At 43.5% G+C, this 15023-nt stretch carries 15 protein-coding genes, 4 tRNA genes and 1 rRNA gene; 16 read left to right on the forward strand and 4 right to left on the reverse strand.

What is annotated here, in order from left to right; genetic code table 11:
• A 5S ribosomal RNA gene (rrf, locus tag ST42_RS13090) occupies positions 1-85 on the forward strand; the annotation flags it as partial.
• Positions 86-510: 425 nt separating this feature from the next.
• On the opposite strand, the gene ST42_RS02880 is transcribed toward rrf, so the two are convergent.
• Both ST42_RS02880 and ST42_RS02885 read right to left on the reverse strand, forming a co-directional pair.
• Positions 511-1449 (reverse strand): ribose-phosphate pyrophosphokinase, encoded by a 939-nt coding sequence (locus ST42_RS02880; protein ID WP_022315555.1) that lies wholly within the window; start codon positions 1447-1449, stop codon positions 511-513.
• Between the two features lie 51 nt (positions 1450-1500).
• Positions 1501-2109 (reverse strand): hypothetical protein, encoded by a 609-nt coding sequence (locus ST42_RS02885; protein ID WP_022315556.1) that lies wholly within the window; start codon positions 2107-2109, stop codon positions 1501-1503.
• A 117-nt stretch (positions 2110-2226) separates the two neighbouring features.
• Between ST42_RS02885 and nspC the strand changes: the two genes are divergently transcribed.
• The 13 genes from nspC to ST42_RS02945 all read left to right on the forward strand — a co-directional run bounded on the left by nspC (position 2227) and on the right by ST42_RS02945 (position 9802).
• Positions 2227-3408, forward strand: coding sequence for a carboxynorspermidine decarboxylase (nspC, locus tag ST42_RS02890; RefSeq protein WP_044072200.1), 1182 nt, complete (start codon positions 2227-2229; stop codon positions 3406-3408).
• A gap of 140 nt (positions 3409-3548) precedes the next feature.
• Positions 3549-3621 (forward strand) — tRNA-Gly (locus ST42_RS02895).
• Between the two features lie 26 nt (positions 3622-3647).
• A tRNA-Leu gene (locus ST42_RS02900) sits at positions 3648-3729 on the forward strand.
• 25 nt (positions 3730-3754) lie between these two features.
• A tRNA-Leu gene (locus ST42_RS02905) sits at positions 3755-3838 on the forward strand.
• Positions 3839-3860: 22 nt separating this feature from the next.
• Positions 3861-3933: transfer RNA gene (locus ST42_RS02910), tRNA-Gly, on the forward strand.
• Between the two features lie 33 nt (positions 3934-3966).
• Complete coding sequence (locus ST42_RS02915; protein ID WP_042519906.1) at positions 3967-4521, forward strand: hypothetical protein; 555 nt, start codon at positions 3967-3969, stop codon at positions 4519-4521.
• Positions 4522-4574: 53 nt separating this feature from the next.
• Entirely contained in the window at positions 4575-4997 is a 423-nt protein-coding gene (locus ST42_RS02920) for a single-stranded DNA-binding protein (protein ID WP_042519904.1), read from the forward strand.
• A 68-nt stretch (positions 4998-5065) separates the two neighbouring features.
• Positions 5066-6409: a gliding motility-associated protein GldE gene (gene gldE / locus ST42_RS02925; protein WP_022317095.1), complete on the forward strand. Its 1344-nt coding sequence runs from the start codon at positions 5066-5068 to the stop codon at positions 6407-6409.
• Positions 6410-6424: 15 nt separating this feature from the next.
• On the forward strand, positions 6425-7048 hold the full coding sequence (locus ST42_RS02930) for a 4'-phosphopantetheinyl transferase family protein (protein WP_022317094.1): 624 nt from the start codon (positions 6425-6427) through the stop codon (positions 7046-7048).
• Between the two features lie 80 nt (positions 7049-7128).
• Complete coding sequence (gene mce / locus ST42_RS02935; protein WP_022317093.1) at positions 7129-7533, forward strand: methylmalonyl-CoA epimerase; 405 nt, start codon at positions 7129-7131, stop codon at positions 7531-7533.
• 39 nt (positions 7534-7572) lie between these two features.
• A complete protein-coding gene (locus ST42_RS02940) occupies positions 7573-9126 on the forward strand; it encodes an acyl-CoA carboxylase subunit beta (protein WP_022317092.1) in 1554 nt (517 codons plus the stop codon).
• Positions 9127-9195: 69 nt separating this feature from the next.
• Positions 9196-9360, forward strand: a complete 165-nt coding sequence (locus ST42_RS13975; protein ID WP_197068900.1) for a hypothetical protein — start codon at positions 9196-9198, stop codon at positions 9358-9360.
• 10 nt (positions 9361-9370) lie between these two features.
• Entirely contained in the window at positions 9371-9802 is a 432-nt protein-coding gene (locus ST42_RS02945; RefSeq protein WP_044072201.1) for a biotin/lipoyl-containing protein, read from the forward strand.
• 94 nt (positions 9803-9896) lie between these two features.
• On the opposite strand, the gene ST42_RS02950 is transcribed toward ST42_RS02945, so the two are convergent.
• Entirely contained in the window at positions 9897-12422 is a 2526-nt protein-coding gene (locus ST42_RS02950) for a DEAD/DEAH box helicase (RefSeq protein ID WP_044072202.1), read from the reverse strand.
• A gap of 606 nt (positions 12423-13028) precedes the next feature.
• Here ST42_RS02950 and ST42_RS02955 point away from each other — a divergent pair.
• The gene (locus tag ST42_RS02955; protein ID WP_022317088.1) at positions 13029-13379 is read left to right on the forward strand and encodes a hypothetical protein; all 351 of its coding nucleotides are present in this window, start codon (positions 13029-13031) and stop codon (positions 13377-13379) included.
• A gap of 246 nt (positions 13380-13625) precedes the next feature.
• Here ST42_RS02955 and ST42_RS02960 read toward each other — a convergent pair whose 3' ends face one another.
• Entirely contained in the window at positions 13626-14390 is a 765-nt protein-coding gene (locus ST42_RS02960; protein WP_044064643.1) for a TIGR02757 family protein, read from the reverse strand.
• A 178-nt stretch (positions 14391-14568) separates the two neighbouring features.
• On the opposite strand from ST42_RS02960, the gene ST42_RS02965 reads away from it, so the two are divergent.
• The gene (locus ST42_RS02965) at positions 14569-14898 is read left to right on the forward strand and encodes a T9SS type A sorting domain-containing protein (RefSeq protein ID WP_022317086.1); all 330 of its coding nucleotides are present in this window, start codon (positions 14569-14571) and stop codon (positions 14896-14898) included.
• The last annotated feature ends 125 nt before the right edge of the window (positions 14899-15023 follow it).

Below are 15023 nucleotides of genomic sequence, written 5' to 3' on the forward strand. Positions count from 1 at the left end.
CTCTTCCCCTTCCGAACAGAGAAGTTAAGCCCGCTTGCGCCGATGGTACTGCAATGCAATGTGGGAGAGTAGGTAACCGCCTTTTTTCACTTTAAGACTTGAATCCTCCGGAAGAGCAATCCTCCGGAGGATTTTTTTTGCGTCTGTACGCATCAGAGGCTTCCTTGGTCCTCATGCAGCGTTATGTCTGTTTTCATCAGGCGATAATTGAATTGTCCGGACAATTACCAGATGGTTTTTGCTTGCAGAAACAGACGGAAGTGGCTGAATTATAGATACTTCCGAATCTGGGACCAGATGGTTGACGGTTTTTTTGAATTTTGATTACAAGCTGATGTGTTTTTCGTATATTTAGTATGCAGCCTTCAGTTTTAAAATTATTTGTAATAATTCAACCGTATTTTTTGTTTTTCTGATATGCTTTATCAGGCTTTATTAATTATTTGTACTAATAATAATCCCCTATAGCAATATACTATAGGGGATAAGAAGTTATATTGTTTTTATACTTTATACCAAATATTGATCACTGATACTTTCGTTGTTGATAACTCTAGTGATTGTTTCAGCAAACATGTCAGCAACTGAGAGCTGCTTTACTTTAGCACAACGCTGTGAGTATGGTATTGAGTCGGTGAATACAATTTCCTCAAGTGCAGAATCCTGAACGCGCTCACTTGCAGGTCCACTCATTACACAGTGTGATGCACAAGCTCTGACGCTCTTGGCACCTGCTTGCTTCATGATATCTGCAGCTTTTGTAATAGTTCCTGCTGTGTCCACCATGTCGTCGATTATAATTACGTTCTTGTCTTTAACTTCACCGATAATCTGCATGCTTTCTACAACGTTTGCTCTTGCACGTGTCTTGTTGCACAGAACCAGAGGGCAGCCGAGATATTTAGCATAAGTGTTAGCTCTTTTACTTCCACCTACATCAGGAGAGGCAATTACCATATCCTTAAGGTGTAGGCTCTGGAGATATGGGAGAATTACACCTGAAGCATAGAGGTGGTCTACTGGTACATCAAAGAATCCCTGAATCTGGTCAGCATGGAGATCCATTGTTATCAGCCTGTCAATTCCTGCAACGCTGAGCAAGTCTGCAACAAGTTTGGCACCGATGCTTACACGTGGCTTGTCTTTTCTGTCTTGTCTTGCCCATCCGAAATAAGGAATTACAGCATTGATGGTCTTTGCTGAAGCACGCTTGGCAGCATCAATCATCAATAACAGCTCCATCAAGTTGTCAGAGTTTGGGAAAGTGCTTTGAACGAGAAATACGTCGCGACCGCGGATTGACTCCTCATATGACACTGCAAATTCTCCGTCAGAGAATTTCGTGATGAGAAGATTTCCAAGTGGACATTTTAAGCTTTGGCAGATTTTCTCTGCCAGGTACCTTGAATTTGTACCTGAGAACACCATGAAAGAGTTTTTATCACTCATTTTATTATTTATTTTGTTAGTTATGTTATTTTTCTTTTTTTAGATTTATGATTAAGATGTGGCTTTATGCAATTTTTCGAAATGCGCCATAAGCCTTTTATAGTCGATTTCTTTGTGGATGTCGAAACGGTTCCACAAATCATTGCAAATAACTACGCCTCCGAATCCTAATTCTTTTGCAATCTTAATATTATCTAAGTTCGTTTCACCGTAGGCATATATCCTTTTGTCTATGAATCCATTGCTTGATGCTGATTCTAGTTCTTTCAGCGACAATCCATCGCAGGTTCTGATGTCTGGATTGTCTTGGAAGTTGCATTTCAGAAACAGATATTCTGATTTTTTCTTGAAATCCTTTATTTGTGACAATTCCGTACATGTCCTGCTATATTTACCTTTATAGTCGTAGGGCAATTGCTCCGAAGGGGAATCAATATGTATCTTGCCAAGGCCGTACTCATTCTTAAGGTAGTAATGGTCATGAACGGTTATCTTACGGTAATAATTTTCAGGCAAGAGTGACAGCAAGCGCTCCGAGTACATAGGGGTGGATTGTGGCTTGTATAAATGTAAGTCGTCCATCCCCTCCTCAAAGAGAGTGGTCAATATCTTGTCCTCTTCCACAAAAAAAGTGGGCTTTGTCATTATAACAAGCTTCATTGCGTTTTTACTTTAGGATTGCAAAAGTATGAATTTTATCCTAATAATACAATTTTGCAACTATAAAACTTTATCTTTGCACTATATTTTTGATTTTTAATTGATGTGTAAGATAAAATGGATAAGAAAATCGACGTTTTAGAAGGTTTGAACAAACCGATGTTTGTTGTTGAGGAAAGACTTTTGCGCAGGAATCTGTCTTTGATAAAGTCTGTTGCTGACAGAGCAGGAGTAGATATTATTTTGGCTTTCAAGGCATTCGCACTTTGGAAAACTTTCCCGATTTTCAGGGAATACATTAATTCTACGACTGCCAGTTCTTATGCCGAGGCGAGGTTGGCTTATGAGGAGTTTGGCGCTCCTGCCCACACTTATTCTCCTGCTTATACAGATTATGAAATTGAAGATATTGCCAGAATGTCAAGTCATCTTACTTTCAACAGCTTGTCGCAATTTGGGCGCTTTGCAAAACTTGCAAAGGATACTAATCCAGGGCTGAGCATTGGATTGAGGGTTAATCCTGAATATTCGGAAATAGAAACGGAGCTTTATAATCCTTGTGCCAAAGGTTCCAGATTTGGTGTGCTGGCTTCTGATCTTCCAGATGTACTTCCTGAATTTATCGAGGGCTTCCACTGTCATTGTCATTGTGAGAGTGGCGCTGATGTGTTTGTACGCACATTGGAGCATATTGAGGGGAAATTCTCAAAATGGTTCGGCCAGATCAAATGGATAAATTTTGGTGGAGGTCATTTGATGACGAGAAAAGATTATGACGTAGAATTGTTGATTGATACATTGAAAAGTTTCAGAAGGCGTTATCCGCATCTGAAAGTTGTGATGGAACCTGGTAGTGCTTTTGCGTGGCAGACCGGACCGCTGGTTGCCCAAATTGTGGATGTCGTGGAGAATTTTGGCATAAAGACGGCAATTCTTAATGTTAGTTTTACTTGCCATATGCCAGATTGCTTGGAGATGCCATACATGCCGGTAGTACGAGGTGCTGAAATTTTGGATGATCAGACTGCTTCAAAAAATGAGAAAATCACTTCACCTTATATATATAGGCTCGGAGGCAACAGTTGTCTTTCAGGGGATTTCATGGGAAAATGGTTGTTTGACCATGAATTGAAAGTAGGAGAGAGTCTGATTTTTGAAGATATGATACATTATACTACCGTTAAAACAAACATGTTTAATGGTGTTTCTCATCCTTCGATCGCAATCCTGAAAGAAAATGGTGAATTTCAAATTTTGCGCGAATTTGGCTATGAAGACTATAAAAATAGGATGAATTAGCCTAAATATGTAAAAATATCAGCAAAAATCCACTTTTTTTAGAAAAAAACATGGAAATATTTGGAGGTTATTCAAAAACTCCTTACCTTTGCAACCGCATTTAGAGAAATGCACATTACAACAATAAAGTAATGGAAAAAGCGGAAATAGCTCAGTTGGTAGAGCACAACCTTGCCAAGGTTGGGGTCGCGGGTCCGAGTCCCGTTTTCCGCTCGACATTTTGAATAGCGCATTTTAAAGCCCAGGTGGCGGAATTGGTAGACGCGCACGTTTCAGGTGCGTGTGTTTCACAACGTGCAGGTTCGAGTCCTGTTCTGGGCACTGTTATTTGAAATGGTTAAATGTTGGAGAGGTGGCGGAATTGGTAGACGCGCTACTTTGAGGGGGTAGTGTCAATTGTGACGTGGGAGTTCGAGTCTCCTCCTCTTCACATTTATTATTATATTTTTATTGCGGAAATAGCTCAGTTGGTAGAGCACAACCTTGCCAAGGTTGGGGTCGCGGGTCCGAGTCCCGTTTTCCGCTCTTTTTTTCTCTTTTGAAAAATACAGAAAGCACATGAATTTATATTTACGATACTTTGATAGAGAAACATTAGTTCATAATGTTGATGATGCGATAGACTTTTTGGCATCTATTCAGGAAATTGGTATGAATGCGGATTTGGAAGCTGACATTAGGGACTATGTTGAAAGTGATGTATTTTATCCTAAACGTTACAAGATTCGTCCAAGGGTTTATTTCATTATTATAAAAACTGAAGCTGCAACGATGCTTGACTTCAAACAGAAGAAGGCTCTGCGTTCAAATGCTGGTGCCGCGACGAGTGGTGACCAGAGGGAATTTGTTCCTACTGCTGCAACCCGCCTTTCTGAACAGAAGCAGGGGTGGTATCAGGGAACTCTTGATTTCAAGCGTGTCGTAATGATACCTGGAACGGGAAAACATGAATATCGTGATACTCATTTTGTGGCAGCTTGTAAGGCTAATTCCGGTTTGGATTGTTACAATCGTATTGTTGAGTATCTGAAAGGCCGAGTTGATAGCAGGAGCCAGTTCCCGTCTTCTAAAGGAAAGAACTTCAAGTTTACATTCCTTGGACTTTGGAAATGATCGGGTCTTTGTGTTTTGATTTATTTTATTGAATAAGTTTTAAATTTCTGTCTATGAATAAAGTGATGTTGATTGGTAATGTGGGCAAGGAACCTGATGTCAGGTATTATGACCGTGATCAGGCTGTGGCAACATTGTCTCTTGCTACTACAGAGCGTGGTTACACGTTGCAGAATGGAACTCAGGTTCCAGATAGAACTGAGTGGCATAATCTCGTCTTTTATCGGAATTTGGCAAAGGTTGTTGAAAAATATGTCCACAAGGGTGACAAGCTTTTTGTAGAAGGAAAAATACGAACTCGTTCGTATGCAGGGCAAAAGGGAGAAAAAAAATATGTGACGGAAATCTATGTTGACAATATGGAAATGTTGACGGCAAAGTCTTCTGTCCGTCCTTTGGAGGATGCAGGTGGCGCCAAAACGTCAACTGAAGATGCTGTGAAGGATGATAATGCTGAAACTGACGCGCCATTCTGATGTGCTGGCGTTGGTTGATAGAGCGTTGTTCCTTTGGGCTTTATGAAACTGATTAAATTTTAGTAAAATTGGATATATCATTTTTACAGCAGGCTTTTGAGGAGGTTTCCTTTAATACCCCTACGTTAGGGGTGGTAATTGCTTCTTTACTTGCTGTTGTCTTATTAGGCGCTTCTGCCTTTGCAAGCGGTTCTGAGATAGCGTTTTTTAGTCTTACTCCTTCGGATCTCAATGAAATGGACACGGAGAAGAATCCGAAAGATTTGGGGATAGACAAGCTCCGTAAGGACAGTGAGCGTACGCTTGCCACGATATTGGTGGCAAACAATTTCGTGAATGTAACCATCATTATGCTTTGCAACTATGTTTTTGGGTCGTTGATTGATTTTGGCAACGCCTATTGGTTGCAGTTCGTTTGCATAACAGTACTTTTGACTTTTCTGTTGCTTCTTTTCGGTGAGATAATGCCCAAGGTCTTTGCTCGTCAGAATGCATTGCAGTTCTGCCGTCGTGCCGTGGGTGGTGTCTTGGTGGCAAGAAAGATGTTCTGGCCGATAGAAAACATATTGTTGAGAAGTCGTGTGCTTGCTGACAGTCTTTTGCAGAAGGAAAATCATGTTCTGAGCGTTGATGAACTCGGGCAGGCTCTGGAACTCACTGACAAAGATGACATTAAGGATGAGAAGAGTATGCTTCAGGGTATCATACGTTTTGGAGACGAGACGGTGAAGGAGATCATGACAAGTCGTAAGGATGTAGTTGACATTGATATAAAGTCACCGTTCTCCAAGGTCATTAGTAGCATCGTGGATAATAACTACAGTAGGATACCAGTATATCAGGATAATACAGATAATATTCGTGGTGTTTTGTATATCAAGGATCTTCTGTTGCATATCGGAAAACCGGACAGCTTCAGGTGGCAGAGTCTCATCCGTCCACCTTATTTCGTTCCTGAGACCAAGAAAATTGATGATTTGTTGAGGGAGTTCCAGAATAACCGAATACACATTGCTATAGTGGTTGATGAATTCGGTGGAACCAGTGGCATTGTGACTCTAGAAGACGTGCTGGAGGAAATCGTAGGTGAGATTCGCGATGAATATGATGAAGATGAGAAAACCTACAGACGGATAAACAACAATACATTCATATTTGATGGCAAGACCCCCTTGAGTGATTTCTGCAGGATATTGAATGTCCCCGATGATGAATTCTCAGACGTTGAAGGTGAGGCTGATACCCTTGCTGGTCTAGTGTTGGAGATGAAGGGGGATTTCCCCAAGGTGCATGAAAAATTTGAACATTCAAACTTCGTCTTCGAGGTGTTGGATGTCAAGGAGCGCCGCATCGCCACTCTGAAGGTCATTTTGCGTGACGCTAAAGAAGTGAAAGGTGATGAAAAACAGTAATCCATAATACTGATTATGCCAAGAATTCCACTTAGTATAACAACGCCCAGTGATGTGCAAGTTGGCTTGTGGCGTATGGATGAGAGCGAGGACGAAATCCTGCATGCCAATCCTTCGCTTTATAGTCTGCTGCCAGACATCTCATCTATGAAGTCGCAGACTCGACGCCTTGAGCGTTTGGCTGTAGCAGCTTTGCTTGAGAGTATGTTTGGTCAGGCTGTACCTGTGGAACATAACGATGCCGGACGCCCGTTTCTTGACAACGGTTATGAAATCGGCATCAGTCATACCAGGGGGTATGCCGTTGTCATTGTTTCGAAAAAACATAACGTTGCTGTTGATATGGAATACATGAACGACAGGGTGATGCGGATAGCCAGACGTTTCTTGCGCGAGGATGAATCGCTGACAACAGTGAAAGAACTTCTTTTGTGCTGGTGTGCAAAAGAAACACTGTATAAGCTGCATAGCGATGACAGGCTGGCATTTCAGGAGATGCGGACGCATGGCATACGCAATGATGGAAATCTTGAGGGACGGTTTACAATAGATAATTTAAAGCGCGGTATTACTGTTGAAATGTCATATCTGTCAACTCAATCTTACATATTGACAATTGCCGTAGAAAAAAAGTCTTGAATAAATGTAAAAAACGGCAAAAGATTGTGTGGTAGAAATAAAATATGTAACTTTGCAATATTAATTATAACAATAATAATATGAAAATTTCACACATCGAACATTTAGGAATAGCAGTTCCGAGCATTGAGGAAGCTCTTCCGTATTTCAAAGACGTTTTGGGACTTGAGTGCTACGCAGTAGAAGAGGTTGCGGATCAGAAGGTGAAGACAGCTTTTTTGAAGTGTGGTGAGGTTAAGCTGGAATTGCTGGAGCCGACATCTCCAGACAGTACTATCCAGAAATGGCTCGACAAGGGCAATCATGGTGTTCACCACGTTGCTTTCTGCATTGAGGATGGCGTGGCAAATGCATTGGCAGAGTGTGATGGAAAGGGAGTACGTCTTATCGACAAGGCTCCTCGTAAGGGAGCTGAGAACTTGAATATCGCTTTCTTGCATCCTAAATCAACATGCGGAATTCTCACAGAATTGTGCGAGCACTAAAAAGGTAAAGAACAGTTTTTTAATAATTATAAATTAATTATGAGTAAGCAATTAGAGAAAATCAAGCAATTGATCGCTAAGCGTGAAGAAGCTCGCTTGGGTGGCGGAGAGAAAGCTATCGAGAAGCAGCACGCTCGTGGAAAATATACAGCGCGTGAGCGTATCGACATGCTCCTTGATGAGGGCAGCTTTGAGGAGTTTGACATGTTCAAGCTTCATCGTTGTACCAATTTCGGTATGGAGAAGAAGCAGTTCCTCGGTGATGGTGTAGTAGCCGGAAGCGGAACTATCGATGGTCGTCTCGTATACATCTTCGCTCAGGACTTCACCGTAAATGGTGGATCTCTCTCAGAGACTATGGCTCAGAAGATCTGCAAGGTCATGGATATGGGTATGAAGATGGGTGCACCGGTAATCGGTATCAACGACTCCGGTGGCGCACGTATCCAGGAGGGAATCAACGCATTGGCAGGATATGCTGAGATTTTCGAGCGTAACATCCTTGCTTCAGGTGTAATTCCACAGATTAGTGGTATCTTCGGTCCTTGTGCCGGAGGTTCTGTTTATTCTCCAGCATTGACTGACTTCACTCTTATGATGGAGAACACATCATACATGTTCTTGACTGGTCCTAAGGTTGTGAAGACTGTTACTGGTGAGGATATCGATCAGGAGCACCTCGGTGGTGCAAGCGTACACTCTACAAAGAGTGGTGTGACTCACTTCACAGCAGCTACAGAGGAAGAGGCTATGGAGATGATCAAGACACTCTTGAGCTACATTCCTTCTAACAATATGGAGGAGGCTCCACGTAAGGAGTGCACAGATCCTATCAACCGTATGGAGGATTCTCTCAACGACATCATTCCTGACGATCCTAACATGGCATACGACATGTATAAGGTTATCGGAGCAATTGTTGACAATGGCGAATTTTTTGAGGTTCAGCCTAAGTTCGCAAAGAACATCATCGTTGGTTTCGCCCGCTTCAACGGACAGAGCGTTGGTGTCGTAGCCAACCAGCCATCATGCTATGCAGGTGTACTTGACGTTAATGCAAGCCGCAAGGGTGCTCGTTTCGTTCGTTTCTGCGACGCTTTCAATATTCCAATCGTCAGCCTCGTTGACGTGCCAGGATTCTTGCCAGGTACAGGTCAGGAGTACAATGCTGTTATCCTCCACGGAGCAAAGTTGCTTTATGCTTACGGAGAGGCTACAGTGCCAAAAATCACCGTTACATTGCGTAAGAGTTATGGTGGTAGCCATATTGTTATGGGTTGCAAGCAGCTCCGTACAGACCTTAACTACGCATGGCCATCAGCTGAGATTGCTGTTATGGGTGCTAGCGGTGCCGTTTCTGTGCTTTGTGCCAAGGAGGCAAAGACTCATGAGGATCCTAAGGCATTCCTTGCTGAGAAGGAAGAGGAATACACCGAGATGTTCGCTAATCCATATCAGGCAGCCAAGTATGGCTACATTGATGATGTGATTGAGCCTCGCAACACTCGTTTCCGCATCTGTCGCGGTTTGGCACAGCTTGCTACTAAGCGTGACAACCTGCCTGCTAAGAAGCACGGAAATATTCCTATGTAATTTGAAATCTTTATCTGCCACGGAGCTGTTATGTTTCCGTGGCGGATAATTACAAATAGAGTATATAGTATGGGAAAAACAAATAATGAGGTATATGCAGCGATAGCGTTGGCATTGCATGAGTTCAAAGGAAACAATGTGCATGACAAGGAGCCTGGCGTTATCACAATCAAGGAGAGACACTCTGATTGGGAGTCTCATCTGCTGCGCATGACTAACAAACCTCAAAAATAATTACACAGAGATGAAAGAATACAAATATACTATCAATGGCAACAAGTATGATGTCCAGATTGTTGACATCGTTGAGAATATTGCCACCGTCGCTGTAAATGGCGAGAACTATAGTGTTGAGATGGAGAAGGAGCCAGAGCCAGAGAAGAAGAAAGTTGTAGTAAAGCCTGTTGCTCAGCCACAGCCAGCGGCAGAGTCTTCTTCAGCTTCTGCTGCAAGAGTGAACACCAACAATGCTCTGAAGGCACCACTGCCTGGAGTAGTAAGAGAGATCAACGTTGCTGTTGGCGACGAAGTTGCTGTTGGTGATACCGTTGTCGTACTTGAGGCAATGAAGATGGCAAACAACCTTGAGGCAGAGAAGGCTGGCAAGGTGACCGCAATTCTCGTACAGGTTGGCGAGAGTGTGATGGAAGACACTTCACTCGTAGTAATAGAATAAGAATTCTGAAACCATAATAGAATTACTGACAATGCCGCTTTAGCCGTGATGGCTAAGGCGGCATTTCTGTAGGGTATTATAATAGTCTTGCTAATTATTGATTTGCAAATAGTTTTCCGATAAGAGTGAGGAGGTTGGTTACCGTTTCCTTACTTTCAACAGGAATTTTAATCGATGTCTCTCCTGTCTTTTCGTTTTTCTCCGTTATGGAGTCAACGAGGGCAGCAGTGGCTTCGGGAGATTTCAGAGTCTTTGCCAATCCGGAGAGGAACGATATTCCTTGCTCCACAAGTTCTTTAGGATGTGCCTTTTTGTGGGATTTGTTTGGCTCGTTGTCAAAGGTTTCGTTCATGGCAGTCTGTCTGTCGTCTGTTTCGTTTCCGTCAGACAAGTATTCTGCGTTATGCGGCATGCCTTCTGTGTTATAGTCCTCTTCAGGTGTTGTGTTGTTTTCTTTTGCGGCTTCCTCATTTTCTTCTGCTGCGACAATAGCTTCTGCCGTGGAGGTTGTGTTGTTCTCATTCTCATCCGGCGTGTTGTTTTCCTCCTCTGATACGAAGCTGCTGACAGTCTCCATGATTTTGCCGAATTTGTTGTCGTCGGCAAAGATGGAATCCTCTCCGTTGTCGAGCACTCCTTCAAACATGGATGTCTTGAACCTCAACTTGCCCACCATCGTTTCCTCGATGGAGTGGGGTGCTACAAGGTTGATGACCTGTATGTTGCTTTGTTGTCCCAACCTGTATATGCGTCCGATGCGCTGCTCAAGCACAGCCGGATTCCATGGCAGGTCGATGTTGATTATAGTGGCTGCAACCTGAAGATTCAGTCCTGTGCTTCCAGCATCGGTGGAAAGGAAAACGCGACTTTCGGCATTGTTCGTGAAGTTGTCCACCATATCCTTCCTCTTTTCCGATGGCACTCCTCCATGCAGATACTCAAAGCCTATGCCTTTCTTTCTCAGTTCCTTAGCCACAAGTCGGGTCATCCGCTCCCATTGGCTGAACACCACCACCTTTTCTCCCTCCTCGCAAACGATGTCGCTGATGAGGTTGATACATTCGTCCACCTTGGTGTCGTATCTCGTCTTCTGGTCCAGGATATAGCTGCTGTCGCATACCATTCTCATCTGTGAAAGATGGAGCAGGAGCCTGTTGCGGTCTTTCTCCGACAGGAAGTGGTGCTTCTGCCATTTCATGACAAGCATTCTCACCTGGTGCTGCCATTCGGAGTGCATCGCCATCTGCTCTTTCGTCATCGGCACGAAGAGGTTCTTGTCAATCCTGCTTGGCATCTGCAGCTTCACGTCCTTCTTGCGCCGTCTGATAAGAATGTCGCTCAGTTGTTTTCCTATATTGTTCAGTCCCTTGTAGCCTAATATCTTGCCAGTCTCGTCGCTCACGATATGTTCTTCCTTGAACTTGTAATACGGTGCGAGTCGGAAGTTGTCTGCAAACTCTACTATGGAATACAGTTCGTCGAGCTTGTTCTCCAACGGCGTGCCAGACAGGATGACGGCATAGTCGGAATCTATTTTCCTTGCCGCCCTCGAAATCTGTGTATTCCAGTTCTTCAACCGTTGCACCTCGTCCATGATGAGCATGTCGGTCTGTAGTTTTCCGAGAATCCTGATGTCGTTGCATGCGCTGTTGTACGACACAATCTTGTATGTCTCCTTACGGCAGTATGCCTCTTTCCTTTTCAAGTGTCCGCCTTCAATCACGTATACGTCAGCATCCGTGAATTTCTTTATTTCGCTTCTCCATTGGTATTTCAGTGAAGTGGGGCAGAGTATGAGTACAGACTCTATGATTCCCTCTTTCCTCAGCAGTTCGGCAGTTCCGATAGCCTGAATGGTCTTGCCCAGTCCCATCTCGTCGGCGATAATAGCCTTGCCGGCTCTTGCTGCGAAGCGTATTCCCTCTTTCTGATAGGGATAAAGATTGGCATTGAGCAGAGCGTCAAGCTCTTCGTCGCCGTAAGTCGCCACGATATCCTTCCTTGCCTTTCTCGCCCTGAAGTCAAGTATGAAGTCAGTCGCATCTTTATAGCATCTGAATGTGTCGCTGATTCTCTTTGCCTGGTTCAGGAAGTCGCCGAAGGTGTAGAAGGCAGACTCCTTCAACACAGAGTCCTCGTCGAAATAATCCTTTGCCAGCTTCTCATATTCTTCCTTGTTGTCCGCTCCGATGCGTATCTTCACGCACCGTTCTTCCCTGTATGAAAGATAGACCGACGTGTATGGCGGAATCTCTCTGTGAACTCGATATTCCTTTCTCGTCCCCAGCCATTTTTTCACAGCTTCAATGTGCTTGCATGTTCCCAGCCTTGATGTCTTGAAGTCCCAGCAGGAGCAATAGTTCCATTCGCTGTTAGCACCTCGGTATACCACCTTGTATTCATTTGCAGTCAGAGGATTGTCCACGAGATATTCTCCGGGGCATAGCTCATCGTCTACACAGCGTATCTTTAGCTTGGCAGGTTCAGCGATTTGTCTTCTGAGCTTCACCTGCCATTCTTCCATCGAAAGGTTGTCAGGCTTTATGATATGCGAAACCTTGGCTTTCTTCTTGCCGGTAGCTTTTCTTTTCCTTTTATCTTTATTTTCCTTTGTCGCCATATATATTTAAATGATCTTTATCGGCTTCTTAAGTCATTCCCAAATGGAAAGTTACCGAATTTCTCAAAGTCAACAAATAAGTACGTTCGGAAAACATTTCCATAATGTACGTTGTCATTCTGAATTTCGTTGTCTCCATTATATTGTGCAAATACTTTGCAAACGAGCGCAAATAGAGTTTACTCTTATTTTGCCGAGTGCAGCTAAGTATTTTGCAAATATAGCATAAAAATACGATTAATCGAGCGAAGTGGGGAATCTTTCTCGCTTCCGGGCGTCAGAATTTTACCCAGAGGCTGTAATTTGTTCCAGTACTCTCCGCCAAGTACTGTAGTACTCTTACGTAAGTACTGCAGTAATTTCTGTAAGAGTACTGGCGTAAGTCATATAGATACGATGCGTAAGTCATATAGATATGATACGAAAACTATAGGGTTAGACAGAATAAAAAGCGTGTTTGTTGTCTGCTTTGACTTTACCCTCAATCGGTCATTGGGGGCGGTAATGTCTTTTCCTAAATCAGAAGCTTGAATAAAAATAATATCCTTGAAGAAACATTTTAGATAGAAAAGCAGTAACTTTGTAGCACGAAAAAAATAAAAATGTATGATAACATCAAAGACAGTTCATTCCTTCCAACTCAGTCAGCAGCAAGGACACACGCTCCTTACGGCACAGGAATATCCTTGGAGCGTGTTGCAGGTGGTGCCTACTACTCCGGCTGATTTTGAGAGTACGATGGCAATTCTGAAGGAGCGGGGAATGGTGGCTCACCATGATACCGACCGCACATTCTGTATTATCCATCTGACGAGCGGCGACCATGACGGGCAACACCCCGAGCGGCATATTACTATCACCCAAGACAACCACATGCAGATTATCAATGACCTAAAGGACACGATGGCGCAGGCGGCTGTGTGGTATAAGACGAATGTTGTAGACTCTCTCTTGTGATTCGCTCTAAATAATATACATCTTTTGAATCATAACAATCGACCACATGTAGAGAGATGCTAATTTTATAATTGTCGGCGCAATACAATCATTGGGTAGCCGTTTCTAAATTAATATCCCTGTATGTGAACGTGTAACGTACGTTTAATAAAGCGTTCTTTCTAAAACCTAGGTATTGCATAATAGATGGATAGGAAAGTCAACGTAAATTTTACGTAAAGGATATGCTATGCCTTATCCGCTCGGTCAGGATTCATTTCCTTCGTCCACTCCCAGTCCGAATAGGGCGAAGTCGCCTTTTAGCGGGTCGTCGGGGAATATCTTGAGCATGGTGTCTGTAAGCCGGCGGGCGGTGGTCATTGATGCCGTGCGGCTCTGCAGCAGATTCATGCGTTGTGCCTCCTGCACCACATGCGTGTCGAGCGGCATGATAAGACTGCGGCGGTCTATGATGTCAGCCCACAGACCAAGGTCTACGGGTGAGTCCGTGCGCACCATCCATCGCAGGAACATACACACCCGTTTGCAGGCCGACGATGTGTTTTTAGGGACAATCTTGCTTGCTCCATAGACAGAGAAGAAGCGGCAGATGGCGTCAACCGCCTCTAACCCCGTGGATGCATTCCTCCTTACGTATTCCTTCATGCTTCCGTATTCAGTCAGCATCGTTTGATATGCCGATAGCAGACAGCACATGTCGTGACAGGTGTACAGCCGGTAATAGCAGTCGGTGGAGTCGGGAAGACAGGTTTTCCATCCGCCGTGGCGCACCCAATGGTCAACATCACCTCTTGCGTCATCGAGCAGAAACTGTATCTTCGGAAAGAACTGTTTCCTCGATCCATAGCTAAGGCATGAAGCGATGAAAGCCATAGCTTCCCTGTTTGCCTTGCCCTCCACTTTGTGCATGAACGAACTCGGGTCGGCAGGCAGGAAATCCTTTGTCTCGTATTTCTCCGCGAGATACATAATCCTTTTTCTTGTTTCCTCTTCAATGATGAAATCAGTCATTTGTCGTGATATTGTTTATGGTTGCAAAGGTAATTATTATAATTTGTCCATGATGTCGTTGGCCATAAAAATCATTATTTGTGGGTATTTTAATCGTTGTAATGTAAAAATATGTCTTTCAGGCTTGTTTTATTTTGAAATAAATTGTATTTTTGCAGAAATTAAAACGTTATCGATTATGAGGAAGATTTATTATATCATTTTTGCCTTAGGGTTTATGAGCATGCCGGTGGTAGCCCATGCCGATCCGGCTATTGAGATAATAGAGACTGACTATGACGGCCAGAAGGGCGGCATTTCGCTTCGCGTCATATCCGACGGTAACGGTCAGACGCGATTGCGTATTACCAATGCTAATGGTCAGACTCTGTCTATCTACGACGTGTCGGGAGCTCCTGTCAAGCGGATAAAGGTTGACGGAGTGGACAAGACTTATGAGCTGAATCTCCGCAAGGGATGCTACATTGTCAAAGTGGGCAATGTGGTGCGCAAAGTTTCTGTCAGCTGACACATGACATTCTTTTGATAAGATTTTAAGATTAAGTGTAAATGGATGTAAAGCGTTGGACCTGTTCGGTAACCAACGCTTTTCCTGTATTCTGGGGCAGTATGTTTATTCTTGATAGAATGTAT

This window comes from Prevotella pectinovora (genome assembly GCF_000834015.1).
Lineage (GTDB): Bacteria > Bacteroidota > Bacteroidia > Bacteroidales > Bacteroidaceae > Prevotella > Prevotella pectinovora.

Coding starts and splice junctions, on each gene's coding strand:
- ST42_RS02880 (WP_022315555.1), bottom strand. CDS start 1,449: ATGAGTGATAAAAACTCTTTCATGGTGTTCTCAGGTACAAATTCAAGG.
- ST42_RS02950 (WP_044072202.1), bottom strand. CDS start 12,422: ATGGCGACAAAGGAAAATAAAGATAAAAGGAAAAGAAAAGCTACCGGC.
- ST42_RS13975 (WP_197068900.1), top strand. CDS start 9,196: ATGGGAAAAACAAATAATGAGGTATATGCAGCGATAGCGTTGGCATTG.
- ST42_RS02930 (WP_022317094.1), top strand. CDS start 6,425: ATGCCAAGAATTCCACTTAGTATAACAACGCCCAGTGATGTGCAAGTT.
- ST42_RS02955 (WP_022317088.1), top strand. CDS start 13,029: ATGATAACATCAAAGACAGTTCATTCCTTCCAACTCAGTCAGCAGCAA.
- mce (WP_022317093.1), top strand. CDS start 7,129: ATGAAAATTTCACACATCGAACATTTAGGAATAGCAGTTCCGAGCATT.
- nspC (WP_044072200.1), top strand. CDS start 2,227: ATGGATAAGAAAATCGACGTTTTAGAAGGTTTGAACAAACCGATGTTT.
- ST42_RS02885 (WP_022315556.1), bottom strand. CDS start 2,109: ATGAAGCTTGTTATAATGACAAAGCCCACTTTTTTTGTGGAAGAGGAC.
- ST42_RS02965 (WP_022317086.1), top strand. CDS start 14,569: ATGAGGAAGATTTATTATATCATTTTTGCCTTAGGGTTTATGAGCATG.
- ST42_RS02940 (WP_022317092.1), top strand. CDS start 7,573: ATGAGTAAGCAATTAGAGAAAATCAAGCAATTGATCGCTAAGCGTGAA.
- ST42_RS02915 (WP_042519906.1), top strand. CDS start 3,967: ATGAATTTATATTTACGATACTTTGATAGAGAAACATTAGTTCATAAT.
- ST42_RS02960 (WP_044064643.1), bottom strand. CDS start 14,390: ATGACTGATTTCATCATTGAAGAGGAAACAAGAAAAAGGATTATGTAT.
- ST42_RS02945 (WP_044072201.1), top strand. CDS start 9,371: ATGAAAGAATACAAATATACTATCAATGGCAACAAGTATGATGTCCAG.
- ST42_RS02920 (WP_042519904.1), top strand. CDS start 4,575: ATGAATAAAGTGATGTTGATTGGTAATGTGGGCAAGGAACCTGATGTC.